The organism is Pseudomonas sp. MM213 (assembly GCF_020423045.1).
In the GTDB taxonomy this organism is placed as follows: Bacteria; Pseudomonadota; Gammaproteobacteria; order Pseudomonadales; family Pseudomonadaceae; genus Aquipseudomonas; species Aquipseudomonas migulae.
In genome coordinates this window covers 5,826,954-5,849,193 of sequence record NZ_CP081943.1, presented here as the reverse complement: position 1 = coordinate 5,849,193, position 22,240 = coordinate 5,826,954, and the positions used below count along the sequence as shown (strand labels likewise).

General features: G+C 59.5%; 17 protein-coding genes. 5 read left to right on the top strand and 12 right to left on the bottom strand.

The features are described 5' to 3' along the window. Window positions 1-44 precede the first annotated feature (44 nt). The 7 genes from tadA to treP all read right to left on the bottom strand — a co-directional run bounded on the left by tadA (window position 45) and on the right by treP (window position 9,389). On the bottom strand, window positions 45-542 hold the full coding sequence (gene tadA, locus K5R88_RS26540; protein WP_008042399.1) for a tRNA adenosine(34) deaminase TadA: 498 nt from the start codon (window positions 540-542) through the stop codon (window positions 45-47). Beyond that, entirely contained in the window at window positions 542-1,918 is a 1,377-nt protein-coding gene (locus K5R88_RS26535) for a multicopper oxidase family protein (RefSeq protein ID WP_226298670.1), read from the bottom strand. The genes tadA and K5R88_RS26535 overlap by 1 nt, the downstream gene beginning before the upstream one ends. Window positions 1,919-2,043: 125 nt before the next feature. Beyond that, a complete protein-coding gene (locus K5R88_RS26530) occupies window positions 2,044-2,334 on the bottom strand; it encodes a PTS transporter subunit EIIB (RefSeq protein WP_008042402.1) in 291 nt (96 codons plus the stop codon). A 2-nt stretch (window positions 2,335-2,336) separates the two neighbouring features. After that, a complete protein-coding gene (ptsP, locus tag K5R88_RS26525) occupies window positions 2,337-4,871 on the bottom strand; it encodes a phosphoenolpyruvate--protein phosphotransferase (protein WP_226298669.1) in 2,535 nt (844 codons plus the stop codon). 62 nt (window positions 4,872-4,933) lie between these two features. Continuing rightward, entirely contained in the window at window positions 4,934-6,157 is a 1,224-nt protein-coding gene (locus tag K5R88_RS26520) for a maltoporin (RefSeq protein ID WP_008025558.1), read from the bottom strand. 104 nt (window positions 6,158-6,261) lie between these two features. After that, the gene (gene treC, locus K5R88_RS26515; protein ID WP_226298668.1) at window positions 6,262-7,911 is read right to left on the bottom strand and encodes an alpha,alpha-phosphotrehalase; all 1,650 of its coding nucleotides are present in this window, start codon (window positions 7,909-7,911) and stop codon (window positions 6,262-6,264) included. Window positions 7,912-7,946: 35 nt separating this feature from the next. Further along, entirely contained in the window at window positions 7,947-9,389 is a 1,443-nt protein-coding gene (treP, locus tag K5R88_RS26510) for a PTS system trehalose-specific EIIBC component (RefSeq protein ID WP_008025554.1), read from the bottom strand. A 238-nt stretch (window positions 9,390-9,627) separates the two neighbouring features. Between treP and treR the strand changes: the two genes are divergently transcribed. Further along, the gene (gene treR, locus K5R88_RS26505; RefSeq protein WP_192420129.1) at window positions 9,628-10,332 is read left to right on the top strand and encodes a trehalose operon repressor; all 705 of its coding nucleotides are present in this window, start codon (window positions 9,628-9,630) and stop codon (window positions 10,330-10,332) included. A 99-nt stretch (window positions 10,333-10,431) separates the two neighbouring features. Then, window positions 10,432-13,485 (top strand): membrane-targeted effector domain-containing toxin, encoded by a 3,054-nt coding sequence (locus tag K5R88_RS26500; protein WP_226298667.1) that lies wholly within the window; start codon window positions 10,432-10,434, stop codon window positions 13,483-13,485. 70 nt (window positions 13,486-13,555) lie between these two features. Here K5R88_RS26500 and guaA read toward each other — a convergent pair whose 3' ends face one another. From guaA to K5R88_RS26480, 4 genes are all read right to left on the bottom strand, one after another. Next, window positions 13,556-15,133: a glutamine-hydrolyzing GMP synthase gene (guaA, locus tag K5R88_RS26495; RefSeq protein WP_008025547.1), complete on the bottom strand. Its 1,578-nt coding sequence runs from the start codon at window positions 15,131-15,133 to the stop codon at window positions 13,556-13,558. A gap of 84 nt (window positions 15,134-15,217) precedes the next feature. Next, complete coding sequence (guaB, locus tag K5R88_RS26490) at window positions 15,218-16,687, bottom strand: IMP dehydrogenase (protein WP_008042411.1); 1,470 nt, start codon at window positions 16,685-16,687, stop codon at window positions 15,218-15,220. 209 nt (window positions 16,688-16,896) lie between these two features. Beyond that, window positions 16,897-17,445, bottom strand: coding sequence for a sugar ABC transporter ATPase (locus K5R88_RS26485; protein WP_207285688.1), 549 nt, complete (start codon window positions 17,443-17,445; stop codon window positions 16,897-16,899). Window positions 17,446-17,607: 162 nt separating this feature from the next. Then, window positions 17,608-18,375 (bottom strand): sulfite exporter TauE/SafE family protein, encoded by a 768-nt coding sequence (locus K5R88_RS26480; protein WP_226298666.1) that lies wholly within the window; start codon window positions 18,373-18,375, stop codon window positions 17,608-17,610. Window positions 18,376-18,475: 100 nt separating this feature from the next. On the opposite strand from K5R88_RS26480, the gene K5R88_RS26475 reads away from it, so the two are divergent. The 3 genes from K5R88_RS26475 (at window position 18,476) to K5R88_RS26465 (ending at window position 21,705) form a co-directional block, all read left to right on the top strand. Then, window positions 18,476-19,423 (top strand): LysR family transcriptional regulator, encoded by a 948-nt coding sequence (locus tag K5R88_RS26475; RefSeq protein ID WP_226298665.1) that lies wholly within the window; start codon window positions 18,476-18,478, stop codon window positions 19,421-19,423. Between the two features lie 77 nt (window positions 19,424-19,500). Next, on the top strand, window positions 19,501-20,880 hold the full coding sequence (gene xseA, locus K5R88_RS26470; protein WP_226300285.1) for an exodeoxyribonuclease VII large subunit: 1,380 nt from the start codon (window positions 19,501-19,503) through the stop codon (window positions 20,878-20,880). A 3-nt stretch (window positions 20,881-20,883) separates the two neighbouring features. Next, window positions 20,884-21,705 carry a M23 family metallopeptidase gene (locus K5R88_RS26465; protein WP_226298664.1) on the top strand — a complete coding sequence of 274 codons (822 nt, stop codon included), beginning with the start codon at window positions 20,884-20,886 and terminating at the stop codon, window positions 21,703-21,705. A 110-nt stretch (window positions 21,706-21,815) separates the two neighbouring features. Here K5R88_RS26465 and K5R88_RS26460 read toward each other — a convergent pair whose 3' ends face one another. Further along, window positions 21,816-22,172, bottom strand: coding sequence for a hypothetical protein (locus tag K5R88_RS26460; protein WP_008025532.1), 357 nt, complete (start codon window positions 22,170-22,172; stop codon window positions 21,816-21,818). Between the last annotated feature and the right edge of the window lie 68 nt (window positions 22,173-22,240).

Here is a 22,240-nt window from a genome sequence, read left to right as displayed (position 1 = left end):
CGTAGGAGCGAGGCTTGCCCGCGAGGGCTGCTTCATTGTCGCCTCTAGTCTGCGGGTTTGGCGCGCCGGGCCTTGAAGAATTCGCTGAGCACCGCCCCGCATTCCTCGGCCAACACCCCACCTTCATACAGCACCCGGTGATTCAAAAAGCCCTGGGTAAAGAACTGCCCCTGACTCTGCACAATCCCCGCCTTGGGCTCCAGCGCGCCGTACACCACCCGCGCAATGCGCGAATGCACGATCAGCCCGGCGCACATACTGCACGGCTCAAGCGTCACGTACAGCGTACTGCCGGGTAAACGGTAATTACTGGCGGCCAATGCCGCTGCGCGGATCGCGACCATCTCCGCATGCGCGCTCGGGTCGTTGCCGCTGATCGGGCAATTGAAGCCACGGCCGATGATTTCACCGTCCTGCACCAACACCGCGCCCACCGGCACTTCACCCAGCGCAGCGCCTTGTGCGGCCAGCGCCAGCGCTTCGCGCATGAAGTCACGATCACGGCTGCGGTCGATGATCGCGGCGGGACGAATCTGACGCATCACGCCACCTCGATCGCGGCCATCAGGCCGGTTTCCATGTGGTCGATCACATGGCAATGGAACATCCACACCCCAGGGTTATCCGCTACCAGCGCCACTTGCGCCCGCTCGTTCTTGCCCAGCAAATAGGTGTCGGTGAAATACGGGATGACCTTGTGCCGGTTCGAGGCAATGACCTTGAAGCTCATGCCATGCAGGTGAATCGGGTGCTGATACTGAGTCATGTTCTTCAATTCGAAAATGTAGCTTTTGCCCTTCTCGAGCTTGGCAATCGGGCGATCGGCGCAGGTCTTGTCGGTGATGTCCCAGGCCTTGCCGTTGATCTGCCACAGGCTCGGCGGCCGACCGTTGTCGACGTTCACCGAGACTGAACCCACCCATTCGAAATTGAAGTTGAGTTTCTCGGCATTGGCCAGGTCCGGCTCGGCCACCGGGTTGGCGGGCAGCGCGGGCGGCCACTCGGTTGGGGCATCGGTGTTCGCCACAGAGCGGAACGTGCCCAAGCGTACCGGGCCGTTGCGCAGGGATAATTCTTCACCGGCCGCAGGTGCCTTGATTGCCAGGCAAATGCGCATGCCTGGCCCCAGCCAGTATTCCTTGCCCAATGGACACGGCTCGACGGGATTGCCGTCCAACGCGTAGATCTGCGCCTCGACACCGGGAATGTTGAGGCGATAGGTCAAGGTGTTATCGAGATTGAGCAGGCGCACGCGGGTGATCTGCCCGGCCGGCAAATCGATGACCGCTTGCGGCACACCGTTGATCGTCGCCAGACGCCCCGCCGTGCCGCCCCGGGCCGCTTCCCGGGGAATGCTGAACTCGACGAAATTGCCCACCTCGTCGACATGCCAGCTCTTGAGGCTCAAGGTTTTCTCGTACTTAAAACCGGTCGGCTCACGCTCTTCGACAATCAACGGCCCCACCAGACCACGGCCCAGTTCTTCGCTGCTGTTCACATGCGGGTGATACCAGTAGCTGCCGGCATCGGGCACGCGGAATTTGTAGTCGAAGTATTCACCCGGCAGCACCGGCAACTGCGAGACGTAGGGCACGCCGTCCATCTCCAGCGGCAGGCGGATGCCGTGCCAGTGAATGGTGGTCGCCACCGGCAAGTGGTTGATGAACCGCACCCGCAACCATTCACCCTGACGCACGCGCAACTCGGTGCCCGGTGCCGACGGGCCGAACGCCCAGGCTTGGGTCTTGTGCCCGGCCACCAGTTCGACGTCCAGCGGCGCCGCAATCAGCTCATAGTCGTGGCCCGCATCGGCGTCGGCCATCTTGCCCAGCCAGTAACGCGATGCGCCCCCCGCACCGACGCCAACGACAACAAGACCGGCCAGGCCACCGAGGATTTGGCGACGGGTAAAGGACATGAACTCAACTACCTCACGTATCAGCGACAGGTCCGGGGACCTGGAAAAGGCGAATACGATACACCTGCGGTTGAGAAACGGTAAGGGCGACCGAGAGACGCACATCATCTGTGTCGAGGGATCGGTTATGGCTGAAGGCCAGTGATCAGGTGCACCACGCCGCCCTCCAGCATCATGACGCCTGGCACACCTGCCAGATTCAAAGCCTGTCGATTCATCCGCCCCACATCGCGCAATTCCACCCGAACCCGGGTCAGCGCCACAGGCTGCTGCGACTTGAGGTTATCCACACCCCCCAACGCAGCCACCACATTCGCTGCCAGGCCAGGCGCCGATGGCGCAGCCACCTTCGGTTCATCCACGATCAGATCCGGCGTCAAGGCTTTCCAGAACGCTCGCTGCATTTTCTCGAACATGTTCAGTTCTCCATAACCAGTGAAGTTTCGACCGTCGCGTCGCGATACAGCCTCAAGACCTCGCGTACTTGCCCGGCACTTTCCAGACCCAGGATCTGTTGGGCGATGGCCTGGCAATCCGCCAGGTCCACCGTGCGAACCGCCGCTTTGACCGCCGGAATCAACGGCACACTCACCGACAACTCATCCACGCCCAGCCCCAGCAAAAGCGGCGTGGCCAGGGTTTCGGAGGCCAGGGCGCCGCACACGCCCACCCACTTGCCGTGGCTATGGGCGGCTTTCACGGTGCTGGCGATCAATCGCAGCACCGCAGGATGAAAACTGTCAGCCTGACTGGCCAGCCGCGGATGATCGCGGTCCATGGCCAAGGTGTATTGGGTCAGGTCATTGGTGCCGATGGAGAAAAAATCCACTTCGGGCGCAAACAGATCAGCCATCAGCGCCGCTGCTGGCACCTCGATCATGATCCCCAGCTTCGGCAGTTCCGTGAGGCCCAGGGCCAGCGCCTCCTCTTCGAGCAGTTGACGAGCCACTCGCAACTCCGACAGCTGCGTCACCATCGGCAGCATGATGTGCAAACGCGTCAGTCCCGCACAGCTCAGGATTGCCTTGAATTGATCGCGCAACAGCTGCGGACGCTCCAGGCACAGACGAATCCCGCGCACGCCCAGAAAGGGGTTGGTTTCACTGTCCATCGGGACATAGGCCAAAGGCTTGTCACCGCCAACATCCAGCGTGCGCACCACCAGATTACGCACAGGCCCGAGAGCTCGGGCGATGGCGCTGTAGGTGGAGGCCTGCTCGTCCTGGCTCGGCGCATGATGACGATCCAGATATAGAAACTCCGAACGCAGCAAACCTACACCCGCACCTCCCAACGCCATGGCCTGTTCGGCTTCAGCCAGCGAAGCGATGTTGGCTGTCACCTCGACATGATGTCCGTCGCGAGTACAGGCAGCCAGCGACGCCTGCGCCAATTCATGGTGCTGACGTTGCTGCGCAAGCGCGCGCCTGGCTTGAAGTTCTTCAATGGCGGCCAGATCCGGGTCGAGCTGCAACTCCCCCTTATCGGCATCGAGCAACACCTGGGTACCGTTGACCAGCGCCAGCACTTGCACCGGTAACCCACAGATCGCCGGCAAACCAAACGCCCGCGCCAGGATCGCGACATGGCTGGTGGCGCCACCGCCGACCGTGGCAAAACCCAGCACCTTATGGGTATCGAGCCCGGCGGTCTGGGACGGTGTCAGTTGTTCAGCAATCAGAATGGCGCCTTCAGGCAACTCCAGCTCGCGGTCCCGCACGCCGAGTAGCAACTTGAGCACTCTCTGACTGACATCGGCCAGGTCTGCCGCTCGTTCGGCCAGCAGCGCATTGCCCAAGCCTTTGAATAAGGTTGCCGTCGACCCGGTGGCCGCACGCCAGGCGAATCCGGCGCTTTTGCCTTCGTCGATCAGCACATGAGCCACCTCTAACAAACCCGGGTCTTCGAGCAGTTCCTGATGCGCCCTGAAGATCTCTGCCTGAGCATCGCCCGTGGCGTTATCACGCATCTGCTGCAACGCTGAAATTGCCTCGGTCAACGCTGCGGACAGATGATCGCGCTCAACCCGCGAACTCTCACCCCATTCGCTGACATCAAGGACCTGCTCGGCGATCTGCACCACTTGGCCAAATGCCGAACCCGCCGAAGCACATACCCCACGCAGCACCTTGGGCGATGATGCCTCCAGGGGCTGCGGGGCAACATCCGCCGTCACGGACACAGTCTCGCCGCATCCGGCGGTCAGCAGCTCGGCCAGTGCCTTGATCGCCTCCTCAGCATCCGGGCCGACCGCACTGACTTGCACAACATCATCGTGAACGGTCTGCAATGCCATGATCGCCACCAGGGATTTCGCATTCGCACTCTCCTGCTGTTTATGCAGGTGAATGCTTGCCGAGAAACCTTTCGCCGCTTGGGCGAACACCGCCGCAGGACGGGCGTGCAAGCCGTTCGGGTTGGGCAACGTCACCGGTTTGGAGAACAGCGCCTCGCCCTCTTTAGCCACAGACTCATCCGTTGTCAGCTCGACAGAATTCAAACCGAGCAACGGCTGACCACTGTCTACCCACCCGGTTTCCGCCGTCAGCCAAGTGAACGGCTCACCGCTGACCACCAGCATCAAGGTCAGCAGGCTGCGTGCATTCAACGCAACAAAATCAGCATCGAACTCAATCAGCGACTGCCCGACGGCAACCTGCTGCCCCTCCTCCACCAACCGCGTGAACCCCTTTCCTGCAAGGTTCACCGTGTCGAGCCCAATGTGCATCAACACCTGCACGCCATTTTCATCGGTGATGCTGACCGCATGCCCACTGGCCTGCACATTGCTGACAACCCCTGCCAGCGGCGCGCACAACGTTGTTGACGTCGGATCGATGCATAGCCCATCGCCGATGATCCGGCTGGAAAAAACTCGATCGGGCACAAGGTCCAAGGGCATCAATACGCCGGACAGGGGTGCGTGAAGCTGCAATTGTTGGGGTGTGGCCATGACTTCACCTGCTGTTCTGTTCTTTGAAATGCCGATGGAGCGCGACGCTCCGACAGCATCGCTTATTTCCACCAGTACTCGACCTGCAATCCGACGTTCGCACCGTGTCGCGCCGTGCCGAAGGCTCCGGTGTCGGACAACGCTGAACCCGCTGCCAGTTCATTGGCCGCACGCTTGGCCGCCTCGTTCCAGCTGGCATAGGTGTAATACAAGCGCACTTCGGGCCGCGCCCAGAATTCAGGCCCCTTGGGCGACCAGGTTGGGGCAAAGGTGAACTTGCTCAGCTTGCGCGTGCCACCTGTGGCTTCGACCTGATCGTGACCCAGTTCGGTCACCAGTTTGAACTGCTCGGTAATCGCGTAGGCCGGCCGAACGCCCAGGGAAATCCAGTTCTGGTCTGATCCGTCGGGGCGAATATCCTTCTGGTAAACCGCTTCGACCTGCCCGCCAAACCGGGGCGTCACCTGCCAGTCGAAGAACTCCACCACCCGGTAGCTTTTATTGCTGTCATCCAGTTTCACGTTACCGGTATAGCCCAACCCGGTGCCCGGCCCTTCACCGTACTGAAACGCGAGTTTGTTCTTGCCACCCAGAAATCCTTTTTGCACATGCTGGGTGGTAATCGCCCAGCCACGATGAGCGTCGCGGCTGTCGGGTTTGTCGATGTAGCTCAGGCCAAACTCCAGCTCACCGCCGGGGTTAGTGTTGAAACCGGCAACGTTGAAATCGTGACGATTGATGTAATCCTTCTGGTACAGGTTGTCCTTGCGCGAAAAGGCGTAGCTGTACTTCAGATCTCCGATCAGCACGTCCTCGATGCCGCCGCCGGTGGCGCTCTGGTTCCAGTAGTAGAAGTCGGAAATGTGGATGTCGTTCCGTTTGTAATAGCGGCGACCGGCCCACAGCGAACCGCCGTTGAGGCCAGGCATGTTCGACCATTGCGCGTACAGCTGCGGCAAGCGCACCGAGCCGTTGTCGCCATTGAACGTCAGGTCCTTGTCGTACTGGTTATACAGCGAGGCCATGCCATCGACACTTAGCACCGAACCGTCATCCAGCGTGTACAAGTCCTGACGAAGTTCCAGTTCCCCATATTGCTCGCACTCGTTACCGAGGCGGTATTTGGTCTGTGCTCCGGGCAGTTGGAAACACTGTTGTTTACCACTGTTGACCGACGTACCGACGCCGCTGCGCAGGTAACCGCCGAACTCCAGCGCATGGGCCGTCAGTGGCAACGCCAGGCAAATGCCAGCGGCTGCAAGGCCGCGATTTATTGTTGTTTTCAAGAAACACTCCATTATTTTTATTGTGTGCAGCAGCAAAATCGGCGCGCAAAACTCCCCCGCGCAGCGTTCTGCGTGTTTTTGAAACGGTGTTTTTTTGTGAGGGGTCAGTGGTCAGTCAAGTGCAAGACAAACGACTCATACGGTCGTAAAAACACCTGTCGATTTCGCGGCGGACAGTCCGCATAGTTGCTGATGACCAAGCGTTGAGTCATGAATTCAGCGATCACTGCATCCGGCAATTCAACTTCGCAAGGCGTCCCGTAAAAGTTGTTCAATACCAGCAACCGTTCGCCGCTTCCTTCCCGTACATAAGCCCAAACTTGCGCGTGCTCAGGCAACAGCTGACGGTAAACACCGTCGGATATCAGCACTTCGGTACGCCGCAAATTGATCAACTGGCGGTAGTGATGCAGCACTGAATCCGGGTCGTCGAGTTGAGTGGCGACGTTGATCTGCGCCGAGTTGGCCGGTACGCCGATCCAGGGTTGCGCCGTGCTGAAACCAGCGTTCGGTCCGGTATTCCAATGCATCGGCGTACGGCCGTTGTCGCGGGACTTCTGCATGATCGCCGCCATGTTGTCGGCATCGCTCGCACCCGCCTCGCGCTTGAGCCGGAAGATGTTCAGGGTCTCGACGTCTCGATATTGATCGATGTGATCGAAACCCGGATTGGTCATACCCAGCTCTTCGCCCTGATACACAAATGGCGTGCCCTGGAGAAAATGCAGCGCGGTGCCGAGCATCTTCGCCGACACCACACGGTGCTCGCCGTCATGACCAAACCGCGAGACCACCCGAGGTTGGTCGTGATTACACCAGAACAGCGCGTTCCAACCTCCGCCGGCCTGCATGCCGGTTTGCCAGTCGGAGAGGATGCGCTTGAGCTCGAGGAAGTCGAAATCGGCGCGAATCCACTTTTGCAGGTTCGGGTAATCGACTTTCAGGTGATGGAAGTTGAAGGTCATCGACAGCTCTTTGGAGCCCGGCCGCGAATAACGAATACAGTGTTCGAGACTGGTAGACGACATCTCGCCGACATTGATCAGGTCATGGCCTTCGAACACTTCGCGGTGCATTTGCTGCAAGTATTCGTGAACATTCGGCCCGTCGGTATAGAAGCGTCGGCCGTCGGTATTGTCCTCGGGAAAGTCCGCCGGTTTCGAGATCAGGTTGATCACATCCAGCCGGAACCCGCCCACACCTTTATCCCGCCAGAATCTCATCATCTTGAAAACTTCGGCGCGCACCTTCGGGTTGTCCCAGTTCAGGTCGGCCTGAGTGTGATCGAACAGGTGCAGGAAATACTGGCCGGTCTGAGCCTCGTACTCCCATGCCGAACCACCAAACTTGGACTCCCAGTTATTGGGCTGATCGCGCCAGATGTAGAAGTCACGATACGGATTGTCGAGACTGCTGCGCGCCTGCTGGAACCAGGTGTGCTCGATCGAGGTGTGGTTGACCACGATATCGAGCATCAATTTGATCCCGCGCTTGCCGGCCTCGGCGATCAGCAATTCACAGTCGGCCATGGTGCCGTAGCTCGGATCGATGGCGTAGTAATCGCTGATGTCGTAACCGTTGTCACGCTGGGGCGAACGCAGGAATGGCGTGATCCACAGGCAATCGACGCCCAGCCAGTGCAGGTAGTCGAGCTTGGCCACGACGCCGAGCAAATCACCCGTGGGATTGCCTGCGTGGCTGTAAAAACTCTTCGGGTAGATCTGGTAGATCACCGAACGTTGCCAGTCTTGCATGGCTGTATTCCTTCTTGAACTGCGATAGCGATCTATCAGGCGACCCGATACCCAGGCCGAACAATCTTCATGCTCAACCCACAGGTCAAAACAAACGGCACGACCATGGCGATGATCATCCCGATCACAAACATCGGGATGAACTGCGGAATGATCGAGATAAATCCGGGCAAACCGCCGACACCGATGGCCGAGGCCTGGACCTTGTTCATCGACAGGAAGATGCCCCCCAGCGCCGAGCCAATCAGTGCCGCGTAAAACGGAAACTTGTAGCGCAGGTTGACCCCGAACATCGCCGGTTCGGTGATGCCGAAATAGGCCGAAATCGCTGAGGTCGACGCCATGGACTTGTCCCGCGCATTACGGGTCATGTAGAACACCGCGAGCGCCGCGCTGCCTTGGGCGAGGTTGGACATGACGATCATCGGCCAGATGAAAGTACCGCCTTGGGTCGAGATCAGCTGCAAGTCGACCGCGAGAAACATGTGGTGCATGCCGGTGATCACCAAGGGGGCGTAAAGCAGGCCGAAGATCGCGCCGCCGACCATCGGCGCCAGATCAAACAGGGTGACCACACCTTCGGTGATGAGAATCCCCAGATGCCGGGTCACCGGGCCAATGACCGCCAGCGCCAGCACGCCGGTAACCACGATGGTGGTGATCGGCACCACCAGCAATTGCACCGCATTAGGCACTCTCGCCCGCAGCCATTTTTCGATGACGCTCATCACGTATGCCGCCAGCAGGATCGGCAGGATCTGCCCCTGATAACCGACCTTTTCGATCTGGAACAGACCGAGGATGTCGAAATACGGCAGGCTCTGGCCGTCGAGACCTGCGACTGCCTTGCCATAGTTCCAGGCATTGAGCAGATCGGGATGAACCAGCATCAGACCGAGCACAATGCCGAGGATTTCGCTGCCGCCAAACCGCTTGGCTGCTGACCAGCCCACTAGCGCAGGCAGGAACACGAACGAAGTGTTGGCCATCAGGTTGATCAGGCTCCAGAGCCCGTCAAGCTTGGGGTAAGCGTCCAGCAGGGTCTGGCCCTCGATGAACATGCCCTTGGCGCCGATCAGGTTGTTGATGCCCATCAGCAGGCCCGCGATGATCAACGCCGGCAGGATCGGCATGAACACGTCGGAAAACACCCGCACCAGACGCTGCATGGCGTTTATCTTGTCGGCGCTTTTCTGTTTAACGTCGGCGATTGTTGACGCGGCAAGACCGGTTTGATGGCGCAGCTCTGCGTAAACCTTCTCCACCTCGCCAGGACCGATGACCACCTGGAACAGGCCGCCGGTAAAGAATGAGCCTTTGACCAGGTCAATCTGGTTCAGCGTGGCGCTGTTGACCCGGCTCGGGTCCTTGAGGGCAAGGCGCAGGCGTGTGACGCAATGCGCGGCTTGCTCAAGGTTGTCGCTGCCACCGAGGCTTTGCAGCAGCTCGCTGACGATGTTCGGATAGTCGTGGCTCATGCTTGTTTTTCCGCTGTGGTTTTTTGTTATTGGCAGCACGCCGAAGCGAAAAGTACTCGTCTGTACGAGTTAAATCAACAACTCGTACAGACGAGTTTGAAATTGTTTACTTGTCACCCGACCGGCGGCGATTTTTCCCACCCTCTCAGACGATGAAAACCCAAACCCGCATGGACAAACCCCTACCCTGCCCTTAAGGTTCGAAACCTTGAGCACATTGCGGCACAGAGCCATCCCCATGAGTAAATACAACCAGATCTACAGCGATCTGCTTGCCAGCATCACGACCGAACGTCTGGAGCGCGGCGCCCGGTTGCCCTCCGAAACCGAACTGATGGACAGCTACCAGGCCAGTCGCGGCACCGTGCGCAAGGCCATCGAGCAATTACAGGAGCGCGGGTTCGCCCAGAAAGTCCACGGGAAAGGCACCTTTGTGTTGTCGACCGACCCGATCGAATTTCAGTTGGGCGGCATCGTCAGCTTTCAGGAAACCTATCCGCGACTGGGCAACAACGTCAGCACCGAAGTGGTCGAGTTCAGCCAGATCCCTCTCGAAGGTGCGCTGCTGGAACATATCAAGGCTGAAGAAGGCAGCCTGATCACGAGGATCAAACGCGTACGGCGGATCGATGGAAAACGAGTGATCCTCGACATCAACCATTTCGTCAGCGACGTGATCCCCGGACTATCGCGGGACATCGCCGAGCACTCGATCTACGCCTTCATCGAACAGACCCTGCAACTGCAAATTGCCTACGCCCAGCGAACCATCGAAGCCGTGCCCCGCAGCAAGGACGACCAGCAACACCTCGACCTCGACGGCCAGAGCCATGTGATCGTGGTCAGCAACCATACGTTTCTGCAGGACGGCCGGCAGTTCGAGTACACGGAATCACGGCACACCCTCGACAAGTTCTACTTTTCGGATGTGGCACGGCGCTGACCCTACAGGTTCTTGAATCGCGTTTGGGCATAACTATGTAGTGCACCTCCTGCATGGAAACGGGCAATCATCGCTGCCCATTTCTCAAGGAGCGAGAGCATGTCCACCGAACAAAACACCCCCGTATCAAGCAATGCCGCCGACCAGGAAACACTCAGACTCATCGCGCCGGTCGTGGTGACAGCCTGCCCCGGTTTGCAGGAAGAAGCCCATGCGGTCGCCAGTGAAATCCTGCAAAAACACGGCATCACCCACCTGGACCCGGATCAGGTCTGGTGGCATCGCTTCAACAATGTCTCGGCCAGCAGCACCAAGGCTTTTCTGGGTTGGGAGCACGCGCCCAAACCCAGTGAATCTTTAACCCTGACGCAACTGGTCATCCATCGATACCGCGTGACCGACCAGGACGACGCCCTCGAACTGGACAGCAATGGCGGTTTTTACACGGCGGATGCGAACGCCAGTATTTACAACGAAACCAATGAAGTGCGGATGTACCCCAGGCAGGTGCTCGCGGACCTGTGGGAGAAGAACCTCAGTCAACGCTACCTGGATAAGCTGAATGCGTTCTGGGCCAGCCATTTTGATGACTACCGCGCCCTGGCCAAATGTAACTACCTCAGCAAAGCCGTGGAGGCGCGGCAAAGCGGGCAACTCGAAGAGGAGGATTTCCAGACAGTCATCAGGGCCGTCATCGGTGGCGCGTCCTGGCCGATCACCTTGGCTACCCTGAAAGCGCAAACCGCTACGCCTGCGGATCTTCGTGTTTGCGCGCTGGATGTCGCAGGGCATGTCGCCACCGATATTCTGCGCATTGTTGAGCCCAACGGTCGGCAAATCACCTACGTTCCCGGCGCCGCAGAACCCTTCCACGTGCACCCGACATTGACGGACATGCATTGGTGGATGCTGTTGCAGATGAACGAAGAACACCCCCGAACCGAATTCATGACCCATTTCCCGCTGTCGGTTCGCAAGGAGGTCCACGACAATATCACCCCGCTGATGAACCAACTGGTCGGCACCTGGGGCAAGTACGACCACCATTTGATCAATCAAAAAGACATCACCATCAGCGGTGACGTGTTCACCTGGCAGAGCCGGGCCGTCCAGCACACGATGCTGGAAGAGGCTGACCTGACGCTGGTGAGCAATGGACAGATGCGTAAGCAGCTATGGCTGGGTTATCTCACCGCCGCACTGCACGTTTTCGGCCCGTTGGCGGTGCTTGGCTGGCCGATCGCATTGCCGGTGATCGGGGCCAGCATCGCGGCCATGGGTTTGAACACCGACAAAGCGGTGAATGGCAAAACAGCGGCAGAACGCAAGGCAGGCATCATCGGCACGGTGCTCGATGGCATCAATGTGCTGTTCAATCTCCCGCTGCTCAAAGAGGTCAGTGTGTTGGACGAAACCGGGGCTGCGGCTGAGGCGGCAGAAGCGGCCGAGATGGCGGACTTGAACAAGACGCTCGATCCAGAAGAAACCGTCGGCACGCAAGAACCGCAGGCGCCCGGCGAATCGGAGGAAGTCACCCTGCAACCTGGAGAGTTGCCGGGCGTGCCCGATGAAACCGCGCAAGCGTTTGATGTACCGGAGCACTGGCAAAGCAATGAAATCCTCGAAAGCTACCCGATGGCCACCAGCGGAAAATTCCAGGGTGTCTACACACTCGATTCACAACCCTCCAACGCCATCCTGATCAACGAGCAGGCTTACTTCGTGCGCTTCGAAGCAGACGCCAATGGTGGCGGAACATGGGCCATCATTGATCCGCAGAACCCGAATGCCTTTACGGGGTCGATTCCCGTACGCCTGAATGCCCAAGGTGAATGGGAGCTGGCGCCGAAAAGCGGGTTGATGGGTGGCGGCAAAGGCCCCAGCAAACTTGTTCCCGGCCCCTCCCGGCCCGCTGCCCCATTGCCGCCCAAAGTGAATGATCACGCACACTTGACCCGATACGATGCCCCTAACGGTCGCTCGTTGAACTTCCTGGCGCTGGGAAAACAGGAAACCCATATAAAAGTCGTCAACATGCCTGGTGGGCAAATCAGAGGGGTCTCCCCCTACGAAGAGTATGTCGCCGGACGCCGCACGGCACTGGCCAGGGATGCAATCGCATTCCAGAAACCCAAGGACTTTTTCGCCTCGCTGCCTCCCCGACCGGTCCAGCCCGTGATCACTCCATCCACGACGGTCACCGAACTCATCGAGAAGGTATTCGATGCATCACCGGGGCTGGTGGTCGGTGAAAGTCAGGATCGCATTGCCAGCATGCGCTTCCTGATCGAAAACATGCCGACGCTGGCCAGGAAAGGCGTCAAGACGATCTACATGCATCGTCTGCTCAACGACTTCAATCAAGTCGACCTGAACAACTTCGCCGAAACCGGAAATATGCATGGCATGCTGGAGATGTACCTGAAAAAGTTGCCAGGCGATCCTGCGGGACAGTTCACGCCGTTGGAGGTCGTCAAAACGGCCCAACAGAACGGCATTCAAATCCAGGCCACTGACTGCCTGGCGAGTTATCGTTATGAAGACTCGACCATGACCCTCAGAGCACAGCAATCCTTCAAGACCTACCTTACCCACACCATCATGCAGGCGACTCAAGCCCGCAACGGCGGCGGAAAATGGCTGGTACTCACCGACCAGGAGAGTACCAACACGTTCAGGGGAATGGCCGGCATCAGCGAAACGGAGGGTGGTATCGGTTTGCGCATAGAAGAAGTGCAACCCGATCAGAGACTGCACCTGGACATCGACCATGGTATCGAAGTAGGCCATGAGATTGCCGGGGGAACTGGCCCGATGCACGGTAATACCGACACCCTGTATGCCGACATCAGCCTGCAGATGCCGACGCCGTTCATTCAACGAACGCCCGAGCAGATCAATCAGCTGCTGTTCCGCCAAGGCATGTTCACCATTGAAAGGTCGGAAGACACCTTCTCGCTGATTCATCGCAGCCGCACTGGCCAGATTGTGCGAACGACAATCGAGCGAACGATGGATAGCGGCTTTCGGATCAACCGTCCGGCCTGGGCGGGTGTGCATCGGATCACCTACGCGAATCTGATCAGCCTTGCCCACGCACTCAACCGCATGGGCCTGACGCTGCAAGGGCGCCTGCCGGCTGTAACTGCCTGATACGCAAAGGCCCCGTGAATTCACATTCACGGGGCCTTTGAGGTGTTACAGGCGATCAGTCAGACCGGGATCATTCCCACTCGATGGTCGCTGGCGGCTTGCTCGACACGTCGTAAGTGACGCGGGAGATGCCTTCGATTTCATTGATGATGCGGCCGCTGACGGTTTCCAGCAGTTCATAAGGCAGGTGAGCCCAACGCGCAGTCATGAAGTCGATGGTTTCCACGGCACGCAGGGCCACGACCCAGGCGTAACGACGGCCATCGCCTACAACGCCAACCGATTTCACCGGCTGGAACACCACGAATGCCTGGCTGACTTTGTGGTACCAGTCGGCCTTGCGCAGTTCTTCGATGAAGATGTGGTCGGCGCGACGCAGCAGGTCGGCGTATTCCTTCTTCACTTCACCGAGGATCCGCACACCCAGGCCCGGGCCCGGGAACGGGTGACGGTAGACCATGTCGTACGGCAGGCCGAGTTCCAGGCCCAGACGACGGACTTCGTCCTTGAACAGCTCGCGCAGCGGTTCAACCAGCTTGAGGTTCATTTCTTCCGGCAGGCCGCCCACGTTGTGGTGCGACTTGATCACGTGCGCCTTGCCGCTTTTCGCGCCAGCCGACTCGATCACGTCCGGGTAGATGGTGCCTTGGGCGAGGTACTTGATGTTGTCCAGTTTGTTGGACTGAGCATCAAAGACGTCGATGAAGGTACGACCGATGATCTTGCGCTTCTTCTCTGGATCGCTTTCGCCAGCCAGGTTGTTCAGGAACTGGTCTTCAGCGTTGGCGCGGATCACCTTGACGCCCATGTTCTCGGCGAACATGGCCATCACTTGCTCGCCTTCGTGCAGACGCAGCAGGCCGTTGTCGACGAAGACGCAGGTCAGCTGGTCGCCGATGGCCTTGTGCAGCAGCGCGGCAACCACCGAGGAGTCAACGCCGCCGGACAGGCCGAGCAAGACGTTGTCGGTGCCAACCTGGGCGCGAACCTGGGCGATGGCGTCTTCAGCGATCTTCGACGGCGTCCACAGTGCTTCGCAGCCGCAGATCTCGAGGATGAAGCGCGACAGGATGCGGCCGCCCTGCTTGGTGTGGGTCACTTCCGGGTGGAACTGCACGCCGTAGTAACGCAGGTCATCGTTGAACATGCCGGCAATCGGGCAGCTCGGGGTGCTGGCCAGGATGTGGAAGTCCTGCGGCATTTTGGTGACCTTGTCACCGTGGCTCATCCACACGTCGAGGCCGAACAGGCCGTCGGCGTCGATGTGGTCTTCGATGCCGTCCAGCAGCTGGCTCTTGCCGACCACGTCGACACGGGCATAACCGAATTCACGCAGTTCGGAACCTTCGACCTTGCCACCCAGCTGTTCAGCCATGGTCTGCATGCCGTAGCAGATGCCGAAGACCGGCACGCCCAGGTCAAACACCGCTTGCGGGCAGCGAGGGCTGTTGGCTTCGTGCACGGACTCGGGACCGCCGGCGAGAATGACGCCTTTTGGAGCGAATTCGCGAATCGCTTCGTCGTCCATGTCGAACGGATGCAGTTCGCAGTACACGCCGATTTCACGCACGCGGCGGGCGATCAGCTGGGTGTACTGGGAACCGAAGTCGAGGATCAGGATGCGGTGGGCGTGAATGTCGAGGGCCATGAAGTCAGTCTCGTCTATGTAATTCAGAAACAACTCGGGGCTGAATCGAACAGCCCCGGGTTACTTAACGTTTTGCTTGAAGGCTCAACCTACGCGGTAGTTTGGCGCTTCTTTGGTGATCTGTACGTCATGAACGTGGGACTCGGCCATACCAGCGCCGGTGATCCGCACGAACTCAGGCTTGGTGCGCATTTCTTCGATGTCGGCACTGCCGGTGTAACCCATCGAGGAACGCAGGCCGCCCATCAGTTGATGGATGATCGCGCTCAGGGTGCCCTTGTACGGAACACGCCCTTCGATGCCTTCCGGAACCAGTTTCTCGGCGCCTGCCGAGGAGTCCTGGAAGTAACGATCGGAGGAACCTTGAGCCTGGGACATGGCGCCCAGCGAACCCATGCCACGGTAAGCCTTGTACGAACGCCCCTGGAACAGTTCGATCTCGCCTGGCGCTTCTTCGGTACCGGCGAACATCGAGCCCATCATCACGCAGGAAGCACCGGCTACGATGGCCTTGGACAGGTCACCGGAGAAACGGATGCCGCCGTCGGCGATCAACGGAACACCGGTGCCTTCAAGGGCGGCGGCGACGTTGGCGATGGCACTGATTTGCGGGACGCCGACACCGGCGACGATACGGGTGGTGCAGATCGAGCCAGGGCCGATACCGACCTTGACCGCATCGGCGCCAGCTTCGGCCAGGGCCTTGGCGGCAGCGCCGGTGGCGATGTTGCCGCCGATGACCTGCACTTCAGGGAAATTCTGTTTGACCCAGCGAACGCGGTCGATCACACCTTTGGAGTGACCGTGAGCGGTGTCGACCACCACCACGTCAACGCCGGCATTGACCAGCGCGGCAACGCGATCACCGGTGTCTTTACCGGTGCCGACCGCAGCGCCTACGCGCAGACGACCTTGATCGTCCTTGCTGGCCAGCGGGTAAGCCTTGGCTTTTTCGATGTCTTTGACGGTCATCATGCCTTTGAGGGCAAACTTGTCATCGACGATCAGGACTTTTTCCAGGCGGTGCTTGTGCAGCAACTCGCGGACTTCGTTCTTGTTGGCGCCTTCACGGACGGTGACCAGACGCTCTTTAGGCGTCATCACTTCACGTACGGTGGCTTCCAGACGGGTTTCGAAGCGCACGTCACGGGAAGTGACAATGCCGACCAGGTCGCCATCGTGCAGTACCGGAACGCCGGAGATATTGTGCATGCGGGTCAGTTCGAACAGATCACGGACCGTGGCGTCAGCCTCGATGGTGATCGGATCCTTGACGACGCCGGCTTCGAACTTCTTGACCTTGCGAACTTCGGCAGCTTGCTGCTCGATGGTCATGTTCTTGTGGATAATGCCGATGCCACCTTCCTGAGCCATGGCGATTGCCAGACGGGCTTCAGTAACGGTGTCCATGGCGGCAGAAACCAGAGGAATGTTCAGCTCGATGCCACGGGTAAGGCGGGTCTTGAGACTGACTTCGTTAGGAAGCACCTCGGAATAACCGGGCACTAGGAGAATGTCGTCGAATGTCAGAGCTTCTTGGCTGATACGCAGCATCGCGGGGGCTCCCGAGCGGGAAAATGGAAGCGCGCCATTATAGTCAGACACCCCCTCGGGTTCAATGTAAAACTCTGTCTATTATCGATGCGGTGATCGACGGGGGGTTGGAACGCAAATCCTGTAGGAGCGAGGCTCGCCCGCGAAGGTGTCATCACTGGCGCCAAAAGCTTCGCGGGCAAGCCTCGCTCCTACGGTTACGGCTTCACTTACAGTTCGACTTTCACCCAGCTCACGGGCTGATCCAGCCAATCGGCAAACTCATCGATAAAGCTCTGCTTGAACCCGGCCTCGGCCCAGTTGTTGAAAATGAACCCCAGGTTGGAAAACCCGCATTCCTGCAAGAACAGGAACCCGTTGATGTCATCTTCATGCCCGCATTCCGGACAGGTGAAGTTATCGGTACGCCCCGGCATCCAGTCTTCGAGGCTTTCGAACAGCGCCTCGCCGATTTCCTTGCGGCACTCGGCGCAACCCGCCTCCCCCAGAAAACCTTTGGCCGGCGTATAAATGCAGCGTTTGGTAATGATCTCCAGGCCATTGACCGGCTCGCCGAACGGCAGCGCATCCGGGTGCAGCACCACGGTGCGGGCACCATCGGCGATCGCGTGGCCCATGCGGTTGCCGGTGCGGCCGCAAGTGGTCAGCTCTTCCTTGATGATGTCCTTGCGCACCAGCCACCGCACGACCGCCCGGGCCCGGGGTTCATGTACCGGCAGCGTGGAGATTTTCGGGACGATGATGCTTTGGGAATTCATGGGTGCAAGCCTGCTGCGTCAAATGGATATTCTGCGGTGTGCCGTCCTACGCCTTCGCGGGCAAGCCTCGCTCCTACAGGTTCTGCACATGCCTTTGTAGGAGCGAGGCTTGCCCGCGAAGGCGTCCGAGCGGGCGGCAGCTTAATCCCTGACGAAATCCGGTCAAGTACTCAAATACCGCCCGATCAACGCAATCCCGCTGGCCAGCACCAACCAGGTCACCAGCCGCACAAACGCCTCGCGGGACAATCGCATGGTCAACCGCCGGCCGACCCACAACCCTAGCGCCATGGCCGGCAACAAACACAGCGCCAGTACCAACAAGGGTAGCTCGGCATACACACCCGCGACAGCAAACAGGCTCAGGCGCACCACGGTGCTGCAACTGATCAGCGCACTCTGGGTCGCTCGCGCCGCGTCTTTGGGCAACCGACTGTTCAAATAGATCGCATATAAAAAGCCGCCACTGCCAAACAACGCCCCGAACATCCCGCCCACCGTGCCCATCGGCACTGCCCAGGCGGCAGACAACTGTGTCGGTCGGGTTTTGACCCACAGGCTGTAAACCGCATAGACGCTGATAAACAGCCCCATCAACAGCAACAACACGTCGGATTTCAGGTTCAGCAGAAAGATAACCCCCAGCGTGCAACCCACCGCCATGCACGGCAACAGCCGCAGCAACTCAGGCCTGGCCACATCCCGTCGCGAGGGCAGCAGATTGCCGAACGCCGCGACAAAATCCAGCAGCACCAGCAACGGCACGATCTTCGACAGCGGCATGAACAAAATCAGAATCGGCCCCGCCACCAGTGCGGTGCCGAACCCGGCGATGCCAAACACGATGTACGCCAGGGCGATGGCCAGGCCGATCACCAACCAATCCGTCGCGCCGAATGGCCATTGGTGTAACAACTCCAGCACGTTCATCTGCACGCCTTTATCAAATACCTGTGATGACTTTAGCCAGCGCCGAGCCTTGCGACTAATATCTTCAAAGCCGACCTCTCATCTCAAAAAGGCATGACTCGTGCTTTCAACCCGTCAATTGCGTTACTTCGTGGAAATCGCCGAGTGCGGCAGCTTCAGTGCAGCCGCTGAGCGTTTGTTTGTTGCGCAGTCAGCCTTGAGCCGGCAGATCAAGGAAATGGAAACCCGCCTGCAAACCCCGCTGTTCGAACGCACGGCGCGCCAGCCGCGACTGACCGCCGCTGGGGAGGCGTTCTTGCCGCGCGCCAGAAACCTGCTGAACGAACTGACCAAGGCCAGTGAAATGGCCACCCAAGTGGGCAACGGGCAACTGGGCACCTTGCGCCTGAGTCACTCCAGCACCGTGCCCATGAGTGGTCGCCTGCTACGGGGTATCAGTGCTTATCTGGACCAGCAGGCCGGCGTATCCATGGAGATCGTCAAGCTGTCTTCCGAAGCGCAGCTTGAAGCGTTGGTCGACAATCGACTTGATGTCGGACTGCTGCGCCTGCCGGTGTTGCGCCAGCGTGAAGGCGTGCAGATTGTTCCTTTGTATAGCGAACGATTGCTGCTGGCCGTTCCACCCAATCATCGGCTGGTTGTGGATAAGTCCGCTCAGGGCATCGATCTGGCGCAGTTGAAGGATGAAGCCTTTATCTCCATCCCTCACCCGCAGCGCGGCGGTTTGAGTTATCTGTCCGCCGAGCTGTGCATGCGCCAGGGATTTTTCCCGAAGGCGGCGCGGGTGGTCTCGCGCAAAACCACGCAACTGCAATTGATCCAGGCCGGATTCGGCATCGCCCTGCTGCCGGAGTCGATGCAGGACATCGCGCCACCCGACATTCATTTTCTGCCCCTGGCCGACCCGGATTGCCACAGCACCGTCGCCCTCGCCTGCCGGCAGAATCCCACGGCGCTGATTCAACACTTCATAAATGTCTGCACAGACCATTGTGGGAGCGAGCCTGCTCGCGATAGCGGTTTAACATTCAATAGCACTGTCGACTGACACACTGCCATCGCGAGCAGGCTCGCTCCTATAGGGGATCGTGCATTCGGTTGGAGAATGCCTTTATCATGCGCCCCATGATTAAAGATCCCTTTGCAAGACTCGGCCTGGACCGTGAAGTCCTGACTGTCAGCCAGCTCAACGGCCGCGCGCGGGTGTTGCTCGAAGACGTGTTCAGCAATATCTGGGTCGAAGGCGAAATCTCCAACCTCGCACGCCCGGCGTCCGGCCACGTGTATTTCACCCTCAAGGACAGCGGCGCCCAAGTACGTTGCGCGCTGTTTCGGCAGAACGCGGCGCGGGTTCGTCAGGCGCTGAAGGACGGCCTGGCGGTCAAGGTGCGCGGCAAGGTTTCGCTGTTCGAAGGCCGTGGCGACTATCAGCTGATTCTCGACACCGTCGAGCCGGCCGGTGACGGTGCGCTGCGCCTGGCCTTCGATGCCTTGAAGGAAAAACTCAGCGCCGAAGGCCTGTTCAGCGCCGAGCGCAAAGTGCCGCTGCCGGCGCATCCGCAGCGCATCGGCATCATCAGTTCGCCGACCGGCGCGGTGATCCGCGACATCATCAGCGTGTTCCGCCGTCGCGCACCGCAGATCCAGCTGACGCTGATCCCCACTGCCGTGCAGGGCCGCGAAGCGACCGCGCAGATTGTCCGCGCGTTGAAACTGGCGGACGCCCGTGGTTTCGATGCATTGATCCTGGCCCGTGGTGGCGGCTCGCTGGAAGACCTCTGGTGCTTCAACGAAGAAGCCGTGGCCCGCGCCGTGGATGCTTGCGTGACGCCGATTGTCAGCGCCGTCGGCCATGAAACCGATGTATCCATCAGTGATTTTGTGGCCGACGTTCGCGCCCCGACGCCGTCCGCCGCCGCTGAACTGCTGGCGCCGGACTCCAGCGACCTGGTGCGTCAGGTCGAAAGCCTGCACCGCCGGCTGGTGATGCGCATGCGCGACCGTTTGATGCGTGATCGCCTGCGCCTGGAAGGCATCTCTCGTCGCTTGCGCCATCCCGGTGAACGTCTGCGCCAACAGGCGCAACGTCTGGATGATCTGGACATGCGCATGCGCCGCGCCTTCGAACGCAGCCTCAATACCCGTCGCGAACGGCTGATCCGCCTGGAAACCCGCCTCGCCGGGCAACATCCGGGGCGGCAACTGGCGATGTTGCGTCAGCGCCTCGACAGCCTCGCCGAACGCCTGCCCCGGGCCATGCGCGAAGGGCTCAAATCCCGTCGTCTGCAACTGCAAAGCCAGGTGCAGACCCTCCACGTGGTCAGCCCTTTAGCGACCCTCGGCCGTGGCTACAGCATTTTGCTGGACGAGCGCGGCAACGCGATCCGCAACGCCGCGCAAACCCACAACGGCCAGCGCCTGAAAGCCAAACTGGGTGAAGGCGAACTGCAAGTGCGGGTCGAAGACAATCACCTGACGCCTGTCACCCTTTCTTTACTGGATTGATCCATGCCGCGTTTTTTAGCTTCGCTGCTGTTGCTGTGCCTGACCTTCAACGCCCACGCTGACAGCTACATCACCCGCCTGTTGAACAAACCGGTTCCGGGGGGCGTGGCGGTGGTGGATCTGGGCAGCTCTGCCCAAGCGCCGAAAGCCAGTTATCAGGGCAAACCGGTGCTGGTGGTCAAGGAACAGGACAATTGGCTGGCGATTGTCGGTGTGCCGTTGACCGTCAAACCGGGCGCGCAGACCATCAGCAGCGGCGGCCGCAACCTGAGTTTCACCGTTGGCAACAAGAAGTATCCGGAACAGCGCATCACGTTGAAAAACACTCAACAGGTCAATCCTGACCCGGACAATCTCAAGCGCATCGAGCGCGAACTGGCCGAGCAGATTGCCGCTTACCGCACGTTCAGCCCGAATACGCCGAGCAACCTGCTGCTGGACAAACCGGTCAACGGCCCGCTGTCGAGCAAGTTCGGCGTGCGCCGTTTCTTCAATGGTGAAGAGCGCAATCCCCACTCAGGCCTGGATTTCGCCGTGGGCGCCGGCACGCCGATCAAGACCCCGGCAGCGGGCAAGGTGATTTTGATCGGTAACTACTTCTTTAACGGCAACACAGTGTTTGTCGACCATGGGCAGGGCTTTATCAGCATGTTCTGTCACATGTCGAAGATCGATGTGAAGGTGGGGCAGCAGCTGGCTCGCGGTGCCGTAGTGGGCAAAGTGGGCTCGACTGGACGGGCGACCGGGCCGCACATGCACTGGAATGTCAGCCTGAATGATGCGCGGGTGGATCCGGCGATTTTCATAGGCGCGTTTCAACCCTGAACAGTCGGTGAGACTACCGGCCTCTTCGCGGGCAAGCCTCGCTCCTACAGTAATCGCGTGATTTCCTGTGGGAGCGGGCTTGCCCGCGAAGGCGGTATCACTGACGCCGCCTATTCCGCGTCCAGGTCCTCTATCCCATGGACCTCTCGATCCGCCAGGCAGTGTTTGACCCACTCCTGCGTCTCGACTGAAAACCAGCTCAACTCCTCTGCCGTGATCAATTCCCGCGCGCACAACCCAAGCAAGTGCGAGCGGGCTTCATGACGCGAAAACCTGAAAACACCAAACGCCCAGTACAGTTCCTTTTGCCCGGCTTTCAGCAGCTCCTCGCTGGCATCTATTCGTTCGTAGGGCGCGTTGCTCTTATCCAGCAGCGTTTTTTCGACATCCGACAAAATCCGCTCGCACATCCGTTCATGTGCCACCGGTCGTAACACGCAATACTGCTTCCAGTCAGACTCGTTCATCGCCGACTCCTGAATGCCAGTCGAGGCTTTAAGAATAGCCCGACTGTCAGCGCCCGGCGCTCAAACCA

What these genes read in the sequence shown, in the direction of transcription:
- tadA (WP_008042399.1), bottom strand. Translation starts at nt 542, where the DNA reads ATGCGTCAGATTCGTCCCGCCGCGATCATCGACCGCAGCCGTGATCGT.
- K5R88_RS26535 (WP_226298670.1), bottom strand. Translation starts at nt 1,918, where the DNA reads ATGTCCTTTACCCGTCGCCAAATCCTCGGTGGCCTGGCCGGTCTTGTT.
- K5R88_RS26530 (WP_008042402.1), bottom strand. Translation starts at nt 2,334, where the DNA reads ATGTTCGAGAAAATGCAGCGAGCGTTCTGGAAAGCCTTGACGCCGGAT.
- ptsP (WP_226298669.1), bottom strand. Translation starts at nt 4,871, where the DNA reads ATGGCCACACCCCAACAATTGCAGCTTCACGCACCCCTGTCCGGCGTA.
- treC (WP_226298668.1), bottom strand. Translation starts at nt 7,911, where the DNA reads ATGCAAGACTGGCAACGTTCGGTGATCTACCAGATCTACCCGAAGAGT.
- treP (WP_008025554.1), bottom strand. Translation starts at nt 9,389, where the DNA reads ATGAGCCACGACTATCCGAACATCGTCAGCGAGCTGCTGCAAAGCCTC.
- treR (WP_192420129.1), top strand. Translation starts at nt 9,628, where the DNA reads ATGAGTAAATACAACCAGATCTACAGCGATCTGCTTGCCAGCATCACG.
- K5R88_RS26500 (WP_226298667.1), top strand. Translation starts at nt 10,432, where the DNA reads ATGTCCACCGAACAAAACACCCCCGTATCAAGCAATGCCGCCGACCAG.
- guaA (WP_008025547.1), bottom strand. Translation starts at nt 15,133, where the DNA reads ATGGCCCTCGACATTCACGCCCACCGCATCCTGATCCTCGACTTCGGT.
- guaB (WP_008042411.1), bottom strand. Translation starts at nt 16,687, where the DNA reads ATGCTGCGTATCAGCCAAGAAGCTCTGACATTCGACGACATTCTCCTA.
- K5R88_RS26485 (WP_207285688.1), bottom strand. Translation starts at nt 17,445, where the DNA reads ATGAATTCCCAAAGCATCATCGTCCCGAAAATCTCCACGCTGCCGGTA.
- K5R88_RS26480 (WP_226298666.1), bottom strand. Translation starts at nt 18,375, where the DNA reads ATGAACGTGCTGGAGTTGTTACACCAATGGCCATTCGGCGCGACGGAT.
- xseA (WP_226300285.1), top strand. Translation starts at nt 19,501, where the DNA reads ATGATTAAAGATCCCTTTGCAAGACTCGGCCTGGACCGTGAAGTCCTG.
- K5R88_RS26465 (WP_226298664.1), top strand. Translation starts at nt 20,884, where the DNA reads ATGCCGCGTTTTTTAGCTTCGCTGCTGTTGCTGTGCCTGACCTTCAAC.
- K5R88_RS26460 (WP_008025532.1), bottom strand. Translation starts at nt 22,172, where the DNA reads ATGAACGAGTCTGACTGGAAGCAGTATTGCGTGTTACGACCGGTGGCA.